This is a genomic window from Algoriphagus persicinus (assembly GCF_035156415.1).
In the GTDB taxonomy this organism is placed as follows: domain Bacteria; phylum Bacteroidota; class Bacteroidia; order Cytophagales; family Cyclobacteriaceae; genus Algoriphagus; species Algoriphagus persicinus.
In genome coordinates, this window is the sequence record NZ_JAYEEY010000014.1 from 51,511 (window position 1) to 65,016 (window position 13,506).

Genomic DNA, 13,506 nt, shown 5'->3' on the forward strand with positions numbered 1-13,506 from the left:
TTGCGAAACCAAAATTAAGAGAATAATTCTAAAGGACTAGCGAACTGAGGCATGCTTGGCCAAACCTTAACCCTAAGTCCATATATTAACTAATATGCATCAACGAAAGATCAAACCCATTATCGGAATTAGCATTGGCGATATCAACGGAATAGGCGTAGAAGTCACCATGAAAGCCTTGCTGGACAATAGAACGTACAAGTCATTCACCCCCCTGATCTATGCGCACGGTAAAGTGCTGACCTTCTACAGAAAGCAACTGGGGATAGAAGATTTTAATTTTACGCAGATCAGAAGCATTGATGAGATTCAGCACAAGCGCATCAATGTCATCAATGTAACCGAAGAATGTCCAGAGGTAATTCCCGGAGTGGAAACACAAGAAGCAGGAAAATTTGCTTTGGAAGCACTGAAAATGGCAGTTGATGATCTGAAATCAGGTAAAATCCAGGCCTTAGTCACCGCTCCGCTCAATAAAAATAATGTCAATTCGGACCAGCTTCACTTCGTTGGACATACAGAATACATTACAGAGGCAGTGGGGTCTAAAGAAAGTCTGATGCTTATGGTAGCAGAGCAGTTTCGAGTTGGACTGGTTACCGGTCATGTGCCTTTGGCAAAGGTGGCTGACAGTATAACTCAAGAAAAAATTATTGAAAAAGCCACTATTCTTCTTAAAAGCCTTGAGAATGATTTCGGTATAAATAAACCAAAAATTGCCGTTTTAGGACTTAATCCTCACGCAGGGGAAGATGGGCTCTTGGGTGAGGAGGAAGAACAAATCATCAAACCCGCTATTCATTCGCTTAAAGACCAAAACAAAATGGTATTCGGCCCCTACCCTGCTGATGGTTTTTTTGGAATGGCACACCATACTAAATTCGATGGGGTGTTGGCAATGTATCATGACCAAGGATTAGTGCCTTTCAAAGCCATGGCTTTCAGTATTGGGGTAAACGTCACTGCTGGCTTGCCTGTAGTTAGAACCTCTCCAGATCATGGCACTGCTTACAATATAGCTGGGAAAAACGTCGCTGACGAAGGCTCAATGAGAGCAGCTATTTTCCTTGCAGCAGATATTATTCAACACCACAATCCACAGGAATCGGAGGATTGAGAAGGAAAACGAGAGATTTATATATGAAATCGAGCATGTTTCTAGTGTCATGCATTGAGATGATTATCTATCAAGCGAGATTCTCCCGATCCGCCGCGGCGGACGGGACAGGCTATCCCGTTTCCTTCGTCACGGGGCAGGTTATGACCTCTGAAAAACAATTAAAATACATGAAACCAAATATTATTTCTAAATCTCTTTCATCCTTTTATTATAATTCACTATTTTTGCGGTCTTAAATCGAGAGGAGGTATCGTGAAATTCTGGAGAACATTTGATATTGAGGTCATTAAATTCCTCGATGGCATCCATGAAATTGACTTCGAAATTGGAGATGAATTTTTCCAGCACTTCGAAGACAACGAACTTGTAGACAAAGGCAATTTGACCGCACGGGTCATTATGAAAGTCGGCCCAAACCTAATTGAAATGGATTTTCATATCGTAGGGACAGTGATACTGACTTGCGATAGAAGTCTGGAGCCTTTTATACAGCCCTTAGATTTTTATGAAAAGATGATCTATAAGTTTGGAGCTGAAGAAAAAGAAATCGATGAAAACGTCATTATGATTACTCGGGACACTCCGAAAGTCAATGTGGCTCAGTTGATTTACGAATTTATTTTGCTGGCTTTGCCATCAAAGAAAATTCACCCCGATTACAGAAATGAAATGGATGATGAAGAATACGAAGGAGAAGGTTTCTACGCTTACATAGATGGGCAAGATTCTGACGACATAGGAGATGAATCGGAGTCCGATGAAGATAATAATAAGACAGTGGATCCCAGGTGGGATCTTTTAAAAAAGTTAAAAAACAAGGAATAATTATAAACCACGCATAAAATGGCACATCCTAAACGAAAAATTTCGAAAACCAGAAGAGATAAAAGAAGAACTCATTACAAGTTGGAGGCTCCAGGTTTGGCAAAATGTCCTACTACAGGTGAAATGCACCTACCACACAGAGCTTTCTGGTTGGACGGTAAATTGTACTACAAAGGACAAGTTATCATCGAGAAAGAAATTTTGGCTTAACCAGTCAGCTGAATCACATATAAATCCATTTGCTATTTGCGGATGGATTTTTTTGTTTTCAGCCGATCAATACCGCTTGTTTATCAAGCCTTATACTTTCCAATGATGGATTTCTTTTGGTAGAGAATGACAATTGTAATATTTTTGCCTTCCTTACAGAATAGAACACATCCATAACATACAGTTTGAGATGATTTTGATTTAATCATCTTAGCTTAACCCCAGCATAATGGACCAACTCAGAGCCATGATCACCGGAATACAAGGTTACGTTCCGGAATACAGGTTGACCAACAAAGAACTTGAGAAACTTGTAGATACAAATGACGAGTGGATCGTCTCAAGAACAGGAATAAAAGAGAGAAGAATACTTAAAGGAGAAGATCAAGGCACCTCAATAATGGGTGCCAAAGCCGTAAAAGGTCTTTTGGAAAAAACAGACACCGATCCGCTAGAGGTAGATTTGATCATCTGCGCCACGGTTACTCCAGATATGCCTTTCCCTGCTACAGGAAATATCATCGCCGATCTAGTAGGCGCCAAAAACAGCTATAGTTTCGATGTTGGCGCAGCATGCTCAGGCTTTTTATATGCCCTTCAGATGGGAAGCCAGTTTATCCAGACAGGTACTCATAAGAAAGTGATTGTAGTTGGAGCTGATAAAATGTCCTCTATTGTCGATTACACGGATAGAGCTACATGTATCCTTTTCGGTGATGGTGCTGGAGCAGTAATGCTGGAGCCTACTACCGAAGATTTGGGTATTATGGATGCCATTCTCAAATCCGATGGATCTGGTGCTCCATACCTTCACATGAAAGCGGGAGGAAGTCGCAGACCTGCCACCCAAGAAACCTTGGATTCAGGTGAGCACTATGCCTATCAGGAAGGTTCTTCAGTATTCAAATTTGCAGTGACTAATATGGCAGATGTCAGTGCGGAGATTATGCTAAAAAATGGATTGACAGGCGATGATATTGCGTGGCTCGTTCCTCATCAAGCCAATCTCAGAATCATCAATGCTACAGCCAATCGGATGGGAATCGGCTCGGATAAAGTGATGATGAACATAGAAAAGTATGGCAACACAACAGCAGCCACGATACCTCTTTGCCTATGGGACTACGAAAGTCAGTTGAAAAAAAGTGACAATCTAGTGCTCGCAGCATTTGGAGGTGGATTCACGTGGGGTTCCATATACCTTAAATGGGCTTACGACCCAAAATAAATTTATAGGAAAATAATACGATCATAAAAATATGGCTAGTACTGCAGATTTTAAAAACGGACTTTGTTTGGTCATGAATAATGACATCTACTCGATTGTTGAGTTTCAGCATGTCAAACCAGGAAAAGGCCCCGCATTTGTCAGAACCAAAATGAAGGGAATTACTTCTGGAAAAACACTTGATAAAACTTTCAACGCAGGAGAGAAAGTAGAAACAGCCAGGGTAGAGAAAAGACCTCATCAGTTTTTATATGCCGATGACATGGGCTACAACTTCATGGACACCACCACTTTCGAACAGATTTCTATTCAGGAAAAACTAATCGAAAGAGCTAATCTACTGAAAGACGGTCAGTTAGTGGATATTTTAATTCACGATGAGACGGAAACCCCTCTTGCAGTTGAGCTTCCTCCATTCGTTGAATTGATGATTACCTACACGGAGCCAGGTATCAAAGGAGATACCGCTACCAACGCACTGAAGGCAGCTACAGTAGAAACTGGTGCCACTGTGATGGTGCCACTTTTTGTAGAGCAAGACATCCTAATCAAGGTAGATACCCGTGATGGTTCATATTCGGAAAGAGTAAAATAACTTAGTTTAGCTGTGTGATTTCATTAAATTACACAGCTTTATTCTTTTAAAACCCATTTATAAAACTGCCTTTTGGCACCTTTAAATAATAAACCTATGAAAGCAAAAGAGATTCAGGAGTTGATCGATTACATCTCCAATTCTGGTTTGGCGGAAGTTAAAATCAAGACTGACGAGTTCGAACTTTCTATTAAAAAATATGCAGAATCTTCTTTACCAAGAATGGTAGAAGTAGCTTCTGCTCCAGTTCCAGCAGCTATCCCGGCTCCAGCCCCTTCCTCCACCCCTGCCGCTGCTCCTGCAGCAGAAGCAGCACCATCCAATTTGGTGGAGATCAAATCCCCAATGATCGGTACCTTCTATGTTACCTCAAGCCCAGATGCGGATCCATTTGTAACTGTTGGTGATTCTATAAAAGCAGGTGAAACGGTGTGTATTATCGAAGCGATGAAGCTTTTCAATGAGATCGAATCTGAAATTTCCGGTAAAATCGTCGAAATCTTGGTGAGCAACTCTACACCTGTAGAATATGATCAGCCATTGTTCCTTGTAGATCCAGCGGGTTAATTTTTTTCAACAATAATTAAATAGCTGTGTTTAAAAAAATACTAATTGCCAATAGAGGTGAAATTGCTCTAAGAATCATCCGGACATGTAAGGAGATGGGTATTGAGACCGTGGCGGTTTATTCTACTGCGGATAAGGATAGTTTGCACGTCAGATTTGCTGACGAAGCTGTCTGCATAGGACCTGCTCCTAGCCGCGACTCCTACTTAAATATTCCCAGAATCATAGCCGCTGCAGAAATCACCAATGCTGACGCCATTCATCCTGGATATGGCTTCCTTTCCGAAAATGCAGAGTTTTCTAAGATCTGTGAAGAATATGGAATCAAATTCATCGGTGCTAGCCCTGAAATGATCAATCAAATGGGTGACAAGGCTACTGCCAAAGCCACCATGAAAGCTGCCGGTGTACCTACTATTCCAGGTTCGGAAGGAATTTTGGAATCCATGGGGCAAGGGATCAAGCTCGCAAATGAAATGGGATACCCGGTCATTCTAAAAGCAACTGCCGGAGGCGGTGGACGCGGAATGAGGATTGTGAAAGAGGAAGCCGGATTCAAAAAAGCTTGGGATGATGCTAGAATGGAATCAGCCGCAGCCTTTGGAAACGATGGATTATATCTTGAAAAATATGTAGAAGAACCTCGACACATAGAGATTCAGATCATCGGAGATAAAACAGGAAAAGCATGTCACCTTTCTGAAAGAGATTGCTCCATTCAGCGAAGGCACCAGAAACTAATTGAAGAAACTCCTTCTCCGTTCATCACTGACGAACTTCGTGAAGAAATGGGTAAGGCTGCCATCAAAGGCGCTGAAGCAATAGGCTACGAAGGAGCGGGTACAGTTGAGTTTCTCGTTGATAAGCATCGCAATTTCTTCTTTATGGAAATGAATACTCGAATTCAGGTAGAACATCCAATCACTGAAGAAGTCACTGATTTTGACCTGATCAAAGAACAAATTAAAGTAGCAGCAGGAGAAACAATTTCTGGAAGAAATTACTATCCTAAGCTCTTCGCTATGGAATGTAGAATAAACGCCGAAGATCCTACTCATGGTTTCAGACCAAGTCCGGGAAAAATCCAGAACCTTCATATTCCAGGTGGACGTGGCGTCAGAATTGATTCCCACGTGTATGCTGGCTACGTAATTCCCCCTAATTACGACTCCATGATTGCCAAGCTGATCGTCAGCGGCCAATCCAGAGAAGAAGTGATTGTGAGAATGAAAAGAGCCCTGGAAGAATTTGTAATTGATGGTGTGAAAACTACCATACCTTTCCATATCGCGTTATTGGAAAACGAGCAATTTAAAGATGGGAATTTCACCACCAAGTTTCTGGAAGACTTTGATTTCTCGGTGATTAAGGGATAAGCAGTAAAATCACATTGAAAAAGCTGTCCAGAAAATTGGGCAGCTTTTTTTGTTATTTGTATTGTCTATCGCACTGCAAAATGACCTAACTAATCACTACTTACTTCTCTGTTATAGCTCAAGGCAGTTGGTAACCGATACATAACTATCATAGGATTTTTCTCTATTACACCTTCCTCATTCCTCACAATAGAATAATAAATATCTCCATTTAATTGGCGCGGAATGATCTCTCCCGTAACTTCCCGATCAAATAGTTGCTTTAAATGAATTAGTGGACGATTGTTCACTAAATCAATTACCGCATGATAGATACGATTTTCATATACAACACGTAAAAACGCATAACTATCGGACATAACTACATGGTTTATTGCCAACTGCTGTGTATTGTCAAATCCAGTTAAATTAATCAGGTATTCCGGAACCAAGTGATCCTCCTCCTTTCTAAAAATCGTATCCGTGTCACTATGAGATGATATATCGTCCCGAATAATTGGCATATAAAATAAGTTTGTGTTTTTTACCCGGCTTAATATCCTGGGGATTGAATGGATACTTGTGTAATCTGAATGATAGCCGTAAAGCGGCCTTTCCCAGTGTTTGACATCAAGGGTTTTTGGTTCAATCGAGCTTACCAACACCTGCCGGGGTTTTTCTTTGGTACCAATAAGCGTCTCCTGAACTACCAAAAGAGTGTCATTATTCTTGTAAAAGGAGATCGGCTGCCCTGGCAGTCTTTGACTTGACGAATCAAAGGTCCCCTCAAGGTCATACGAAATCACTACCCTTTTCTGCCAATCTAACACAAGGACCACCTTTTCCTTATCATCCAAGTGAATCGCATAGGGCATACTATATTCATCAGGACCTTCTCCCATCTCTCCGATTTTCTGGAGAAAACTACCGCTATTGTCAAACTTTAAAAGGCCCTGTCTGTTATCCAGGATAAGAAAAAAACCCTGGGAAAAAGCAATATCCTGGACTGATGTAAGTGAAGGATTTCCAGGAGCTTCAAGATTTATAGTATCTAGAATTTCAATTTGTAATCCCGGTGAGTCACCCGAAAAAAAATCCCTGGATATCTCTATTGTTTTGAAATCCTGAGATTTATCATCAACCCCTTTATTATTGCAACTCTGCAATAGAGAAACGATAAGAAACAGCAATGTCAGTTTAGCGAATTTCATATTGAATTGTTGAAGGTTTTTATGGTAAAATAATCCGTGAGCGTCATGACCTCTACAGGTGCAAAGTCTTTGAAAATGGATTTGTACGATCTAATTCATAATTTTATTTTTTGTTCTAGACAAAATTCAAAATATTCACACTACAATATTCCTAATAATGCAAATGTAGTTCTTCAAAGCTAAAAACAGAGTTAATTATATAATTAACAAAACAATCTTCTGTTAATTAATATTTAAACTTAAGTAATCATCCTTACATTAAAAGCGAAAGTGAAAATATAAGGGTCAGGATACTATTTGTTCAAATTATCACTAGTTTGAGGATGATTCTGACATTGATTTGACCCAAAAATGACTCTTTCCCAAATTCTAAGGCTCTTGGCTTTCTCTTGCTTTGGCGCGGCTATTTTTAGTTGCAATCCAAAACAAAGCGATGAAATACAGCTATCAGATATCGGACAGGTAAGCTACAATTTTCATATTCGCCCAATTCTTTCTGATAAGTGCTTTGCATGTCACGGACCAGATGCCAATAAGCGAGAATCAGAACTGCGCTTGGATACAGAAGCAGGCGCTTATGCAGCTTTGAAAGATGATCCAAACCAATTTGTCATCAAACCCGGAATCTTAGAAGAATCAACTGTTTACCATAGAATCACATCTGAAGATCCAGGAGAGCTTATGCCTCCACCAGAATCCAATCTTGCCTTATCTGAAGTAGAAATCCAACTAATCAAAAAATGGATCGAACAGGGAGCCAAATATGAGCCTCACTGGGCTTTTGTAAAAGCAGAAAAAGCTAAGCTTCCTGAAGAAACAGATTGGACTATCAATGAAATAGATCGCTTCACTTTGAAAAAAATGAAGCAAAAAGGTCTTCCACCAAATTCTGAAGCGAAACCGTATGAGTTGATCAAGCGAGCAAGTCTTGATTTAACTGGATTGCCACCAAGTCCTGAAGTGTTGGATAGATTTGGAGATTTCACTGGTAAACTTTCCTATGAAGATTTACTGGATGGATTGCTTGAGGATTCAGGATTCGGAGAGAAAATGGCTATCCTTTGGATGGATATCTCCCGATATTCCGACAGCTATGGCTATCAGGATGACAATATCCGTACGCAATGGCCTTATCGGGATTGGGTGATTCATGCATTCAATGAAAATATGCCCTATGACCAATTTGTCACCTGGCAACTAGCAGGTGATCTTTTACCGGATGCAAATAAAGAACAAATTCTAGCTACAGCCTTCAACAGAAATCACAAATACACTGAGGAAGGTGGTGTAATCGATGAAGAATACCGAATAGAATACGTGCTTGACAAAACCAACACCGTGAGCAAAGGTCTTCTAGGCATCACCATGGAATGTGCCCAGTGCCATGATCATAAATATGATCCTGTTTCTCAGAAAGAGTATTATGAGATGTTTGCCTTTTTCAATAACACCCCCGAAAAAGGGTATCAAGGAGATGTATCCCAGTCAAAGCCAGCGAAAACTCCAATTCTCTGGGTAGATCAGGAAGACTTATCTGGTATCATGAGTTTTATAAACTATTCCGACACCTCCAAATTAAGTGTCTCTGTGATGGGAGAATTGGAAGAGCAGCGTCCTACCTTTATTCTCGATCGAGGAGTTTATGACGCACCTACCGTAGAAGTGGAGCCATCCACTCCGTCTTCTATTATGAAATTCCCGGAGGATTTGGAAAAGAACCGCCTAGGGCTGGCAAAATGGATCACAGCAAGGGAAAATCCTTTGACAGCTAGAGTATTTGTCAATCTGATGTGGCAGGAGATTTTCGGACAAGGCATAGTCAAGTCTGCAGGTGATTTTGGGATGCAAGGGGATCTTCCCACCCACCCCGAATTATTGGACTGGCTGGCAGTTGACTTTATGGAAAATGGCTGGGATATCAAGCACCTGATGAAGCAAATTCTAAGTTCGGCTACTTACAAACAGTCTGCTGAAATCTCTGATAAGCATCTCAAGGTAGATCCTGAAAACTTGTACCTGGCCAGAGCTCCCCGTCTGCGTTTACCTGCAGAAAATATACAGGATTTGGTGCTGGCGAGCAGTGGCTTATTGGTGAGAAAACTAGGTGGACCTAGCGTAAAACCCTACATGCCGGAAGGCATCTGGGAAGCAGCGACCTCAGGACGTGGCGTGCTGGCAACTTATATCCAAGACAAGGGTGATAAATTATACCGAAGAGGGCTATACAATTTTATCAAACTAACAGTCCCGCCTCCTAAAGCAATTATCTTTGATTCCAGTAATAGAGATCGATGCGAGATCGGAAGAAGCCGCACAAATACGCCGTTGCAGGCACTGGTGATGATGAATGATCCAATGATATTGGAAGCATCTCGCGTCTTAGCCGGAAAAATGTGGAATGAAAATGAAGATAAAGAAACAGCCATCGCTACCTCATTCAAACGTATCGTTTGTAGAGATTTAAGCAGTAAGGAAAAGTCCATCCTTCTCTCCTATTACGAAGATCAATTAGAGCGATTTAGGGAAAATCCAGATCAGATTCTTCCTACCTTAAGTGTAGGTGAGTATCCATTGGAAGAACAGCATATCAATCCAGAAACCGCCGCACTAATGCAGGTAATCGTGAGTATTTATAATTTGGAGGAAACCATTACCAAGAGCTGATATGGAAAAGGAAATAGTAGAAGAAGGACTGAATCATAATCGAAGGAAGTTTCTATCCAGACTTAGCCTAGGCGTTGGAAGTATTGCACTGGGATCGCTTTTAGTTCCTGATCTTTTTTCAGGAAGATCAGAAGCTGAAGAAGCTATGATGAATGCACTTCCCCATTTTGCTCCCAAAGCCAAAAGAGTAATTTATCTGTTTCAGAATGGCGCTCCAAGTCAATTGGAATCTTTTGATTACAAGCCTCTTTTGAATGAGCGAATGGGAGAGGAACTCCCTGAATCCATTCGAGGCTCACAGCGCCTAACCGGAATGACCTCTGGTCAATCCTCTTTTCCTTTGGTAGGATCCCATTACACGTTTGATCAGTACGGAGAATCAAGAGCTTGGATATCTGAGGTATTTCCACATACCGCCGGCATAGTCGATGATATCTGTATCATAAAATCCATGCATACCGATGCCATTAATCATGATCCCGCACTTACATTCTTCCAAACTGGAGCACAGGTTGGAAACCGACCAAGTATGGGGTCATGGCTGAGCTATGGCCTAGGAAGTGAAAACAGTAATCTTCCCGCATTTTCTGTACTGCTAAGTCGCGGACGTGGTAATGGTCAGGGAGTCTATTCCAAACTTTGGAGTAATGGATTCCTAGATGCAACTCACCAAGGAGTACAGTTTTCCAATTCTGAAGACCCTGTGCTGTATCTCAAGGATCCTGATTCCATGAGCCGTTCGGAGCGTAGAAAAATGATAGATCAAATTGCTGCGATGAATGAGCTAAACATGCAGCAATTCAATGATCCTGAAATCACCGCCAAGGTGAAACAATACGAAATGGCGTATCGCATGCAAACAGCCGTTCCGGAAATGACGGATGTTTCCAAAGAACCTGAGAGCATCATCAAACTTTACGGACCCGATTGCCTGGTTCCAGGGACTTATGCTGCCAATTGCCTATTGGCTAGAAAACTATCAGAAAGTGGCGTTCGATTTGTGCAACTCTATCATCAAGGATGGGATCAGCATGGCAACTTACCCAATGAAATGCGACTACAAGCAGAAGATGTGGATCAGGCTTCAGCAGCTTTGATCACTGATTTGAAACAAAGAGGCTTACTGGATGAGACATTGGTTATCTGGGGCGGTGAATTTGGAAGAACTAATTACTGCCAAGGGAAAATATTGGTGGACAATTACGGCCGTGACCACCACCCTCGTGCATTCTCCATCTGGATGGCTGGTGGTGGAGTGAAATCAGGAATGGTGTATGGAGAAACGGATGAATTTGGCTATAATATCACCGAAAACCCCGTACACGTGCATGATTTCCAAGCTACAGTCCTTCACCTCATGGGCATTGACCATGAGCGAATGACCTACAAGCACCTAGGTAGAAGATATCGCCTGACGGATGTTTCTGGCAAAGTAGTAAAAGACTTAATTGCTTAGAATACTTATGCTCAAGATTTCTTCGATCAGATCCATTCTGGAAAGCACCCTTTTTATCTGGATAGGACTCACACTTATCATCACTCTTGCTGGAAATTCGGTGGTTTTGCCAGATTGGCTACAGGTAGTAGGCAGAAGCCATCCTATTCTTTTACACTTTCCTATTGTATTATTATTGATGGGCGTGCTGTTTTTCTGGATTCCGGGGATTGATAAAAAACCTGAGATCAGAGAAATAGGAGAAATCAGCTTTTTGGCGGGATGCAACTTCGCTGGAATCACAGTGCTTGCTGGGTTGATATTGGCTCAGGAGGAATACACCGGAGATATTCTAACCTGGCACAAATGGGGAGGTCTTCTGGTTTTCTCAGGCTGCATAATCCTCTATTTTTTTAGATCCATCCAAGCCAAACTAATTCGGATTTCCAGTATCGCATTAGCTATTGCGATAATTGCCACGGGGCATTGGGGAGCGGGATTGACACATGGTGAGGATTTTCTTTTGGCCCCTATTCAGTCAAATGAAATTGAGGTAATTCCACTAGCCGAAGCTGAGATTTTTGGAAACGTTGTCCAGCCAATCTTACAAGCAAAATGTATCAGCTGTCATAAAGAAGGCAAGGTAAAAGGTGAACTTAGAATGGATCACATCCAAGGCTTGCAAAAGGGCGGAAAAACAGGGCCGTTTGTACTTGCAGGTGATTTTGAGAAATCCCTACTTATTCAGCGGATTAATCTTCCAATGGATGACAAGAAGCACATGCCTCCAAAAAATAAAACTCAATTGACTGATGAGGAGATGCTGATCCTTAGTGAGTGGGTTGCGACTGGAGCTAGTTTTGATCAAAAACTAGTTTCTCTGCCTGATACAAATGAACTATACCAGTTGGCATCAGTGAAGTTTGAGGGAAATAAAATCTATTCCTTCGAGCCTGCAGACCGAGACGAAATTCAGGCGTTAAACACTTCCTTTCGCTCCGTCCAACCACTTTTCCCAGAATCTCCAGCGTTGGATGTCTCCTACTTTGGTATTTCAGCTTTTCCCCCAAAGTCCCTTTCTGATCTAAAAAAAGTCAAGAATCAAATCGTTCGATTTAGTCTGAATAAGATGCCTTTAGCCAGAATCGACCTTACCTTTATAAAGGATTTCAAACACTTGGAAGAACTCCAATTGAATTTCACTGACTTGGAGGCTGAGCAGCTGAAGGTGATTTCCGAACTCAATACACTTGAAGTTTTGGCGGTTTCTGGTAACACAATTGACCATGCATCGCTACAAAATCTCGCTAACATGAAGTCATTGAAAAAGCTCTATTTATGGGAAACGGGATTGAATACTCAAGATCAGCAAACTATTCAAAGGGCACTTCCAGACACCGAAATAGACTTTGGTTTTGATGGGAAAGGTATAATATATGAGCTGAATAGTCCTATCATCACTCAATCTGAAATTATTTATCAAGACAGTCTTGAGCTAAAACTTTCTCACCCGATTAAGTCAGTCGAAATTCGTTATACCTTGGATGCTACTGAGCCTGATAGTATTTCAAGTGCTGTTTATAGCCATCCGATTTTTGTCAAAACTACGGGCAAGATAATGGCTAAGGCCTATGCCGCAGAGTGGAAAGGTTCAAAAGTAATAGAATCAGTTTTTATGCATTCTGGAATCAAGCCTTCTGAATCATCTCTATTCTACGAGCCAAACTCAAAATATAAGGCCTCAGGCACAGCAACCCTTTTTGATTTGGAGAAAGCTGATGCTACAAACCATGGTCAAAAGTGGCTGGGATTTCAGGATGAGCCGATGGTTTTAGATGTCAGTTTTCTAAGCTCCAAGAAGCCAGCTGAAGTTTCACTCAGTTTACTTTACAATGAAGGCGCACATATTTTCCCTCCTGCAAAGGTGCTAATTCAAGGCTTAGAAAATGGAAAATGGAAGCAATTGGCAAGAAGTACTCCTACACCTTCCTCTAAAGCATCTTCTGCAAGATCTGAATTACTAAGCTTTGAACTTGCAAATACAAATTACGAAAAGCTAAAAATCACAGTAACACCTCTTCCTCATCTACCAAAATGGCATTCAAATGCTGGCAGTAAGGGCTGGGTATTTGTAGATGAGGTGATTTTTAATGAATAGCTATTAAGAGGAGATTTAGAATTCTTTTGAACCTAGTTTAAATGCAAAATAGCTATCCGATATGATTCCAGTAACATGATTCCTACAAATAAGTAGGTTGAAAAAACTTATTTTGCCTGCATAGAAGACTAAAAATAA

At 41.2% G+C, this 13,506-nt stretch carries 12 protein-coding genes; 11 read left to right on the forward strand and 1 reads right to left on the reverse strand.

Annotated features, from left to right (window positions below):
* Window positions 1-94 precede the first annotated feature (94 nt).
* The 8 genes from pdxA to accC all read left to right on the forward strand — a co-directional run bounded on the left by pdxA (window position 95) and on the right by accC (window position 5,921).
* Window positions 95-1,117 carry a 4-hydroxythreonine-4-phosphate dehydrogenase PdxA gene (gene pdxA, locus U3A58_RS12445; protein ID WP_323823757.1) on the forward strand — a complete coding sequence of 341 codons (1,023 nt, stop codon included), beginning with the start codon at window positions 95-97 and terminating at the stop codon, window positions 1,115-1,117.
* A gap of 23 nt (window positions 1,118-1,140) precedes the next feature.
* A complete protein-coding gene (locus U3A58_RS12450; protein WP_323823758.1) occupies window positions 1,141-1,356 on the forward strand; it encodes a hypothetical protein in 216 nt (71 codons plus the stop codon).
* A gap of 16 nt (window positions 1,357-1,372) precedes the next feature.
* Window positions 1,373-1,945, forward strand: a complete 573-nt coding sequence (locus tag U3A58_RS12455) for a YceD family protein (RefSeq protein WP_323823759.1) — start codon at window positions 1,373-1,375, stop codon at window positions 1,943-1,945.
* 18 nt (window positions 1,946-1,963) lie between these two features.
* Window positions 1,964-2,155: a 50S ribosomal protein L32 gene (gene rpmF / locus U3A58_RS12460; protein WP_057938136.1), complete on the forward strand. Its 192-nt coding sequence runs from the start codon at window positions 1,964-1,966 to the stop codon at window positions 2,153-2,155.
* A 229-nt stretch (window positions 2,156-2,384) separates the two neighbouring features.
* Window positions 2,385-3,383, forward strand: coding sequence for a beta-ketoacyl-ACP synthase III (locus U3A58_RS12465; protein WP_323823760.1), 999 nt, complete (start codon window positions 2,385-2,387; stop codon window positions 3,381-3,383).
* A 31-nt stretch (window positions 3,384-3,414) separates the two neighbouring features.
* Window positions 3,415-3,978, forward strand: a complete 564-nt coding sequence (gene efp, locus U3A58_RS12470; protein ID WP_323823761.1) for an elongation factor P — start codon at window positions 3,415-3,417, stop codon at window positions 3,976-3,978.
* A gap of 96 nt (window positions 3,979-4,074) precedes the next feature.
* A complete protein-coding gene (accB, locus tag U3A58_RS12475) occupies window positions 4,075-4,545 on the forward strand; it encodes an acetyl-CoA carboxylase biotin carboxyl carrier protein (protein ID WP_323823762.1) in 471 nt (156 codons plus the stop codon).
* A gap of 26 nt (window positions 4,546-4,571) precedes the next feature.
* Window positions 4,572-5,921 carry an acetyl-CoA carboxylase biotin carboxylase subunit gene (accC, locus tag U3A58_RS12480; RefSeq protein WP_323823763.1) on the forward strand — a complete coding sequence of 450 codons (1,350 nt, stop codon included), beginning with the start codon at window positions 4,572-4,574 and terminating at the stop codon, window positions 5,919-5,921.
* Window positions 5,922-6,010: 89 nt separating this feature from the next.
* On the opposite strand, the gene U3A58_RS12485 is transcribed toward accC, so the two are convergent.
* Window positions 6,011-7,111, reverse strand: a complete 1,101-nt coding sequence (locus U3A58_RS12485) for a 6-bladed beta-propeller (RefSeq protein WP_323823764.1) — start codon at window positions 7,109-7,111, stop codon at window positions 6,011-6,013.
* Window positions 7,112-7,462: 351 nt separating this feature from the next.
* Here U3A58_RS12485 and U3A58_RS12490 point away from each other — a divergent pair, with 351 nt between their 5' ends.
* Genes U3A58_RS12490 through U3A58_RS12500 form a run of 3 tightly spaced genes read left to right on the forward strand, consistent with a single transcriptional unit; the run spans window position 7,463 to window position 13,368 of the window.
* On the forward strand, window positions 7,463-9,775 hold the full coding sequence (locus tag U3A58_RS12490) for a PSD1 and planctomycete cytochrome C domain-containing protein (RefSeq protein WP_323823765.1): 2,313 nt from the start codon (window positions 7,463-7,465) through the stop codon (window positions 9,773-9,775).
* Between the two features lies 1 nt (window position 9,776).
* Window positions 9,777-11,231: a DUF1501 domain-containing protein gene (locus U3A58_RS12495; RefSeq protein ID WP_323823766.1), complete on the forward strand. Its 1,455-nt coding sequence runs from the start codon at window positions 9,777-9,779 to the stop codon at window positions 11,229-11,231.
* Between the two features lie 7 nt (window positions 11,232-11,238).
* Window positions 11,239-13,368 (forward strand): c-type cytochrome domain-containing protein, encoded by a 2,130-nt coding sequence (locus tag U3A58_RS12500; RefSeq protein ID WP_323823767.1) that lies wholly within the window; start codon window positions 11,239-11,241, stop codon window positions 13,366-13,368.
* Window positions 13,369-13,506: the final 138 nt, after the last annotated feature.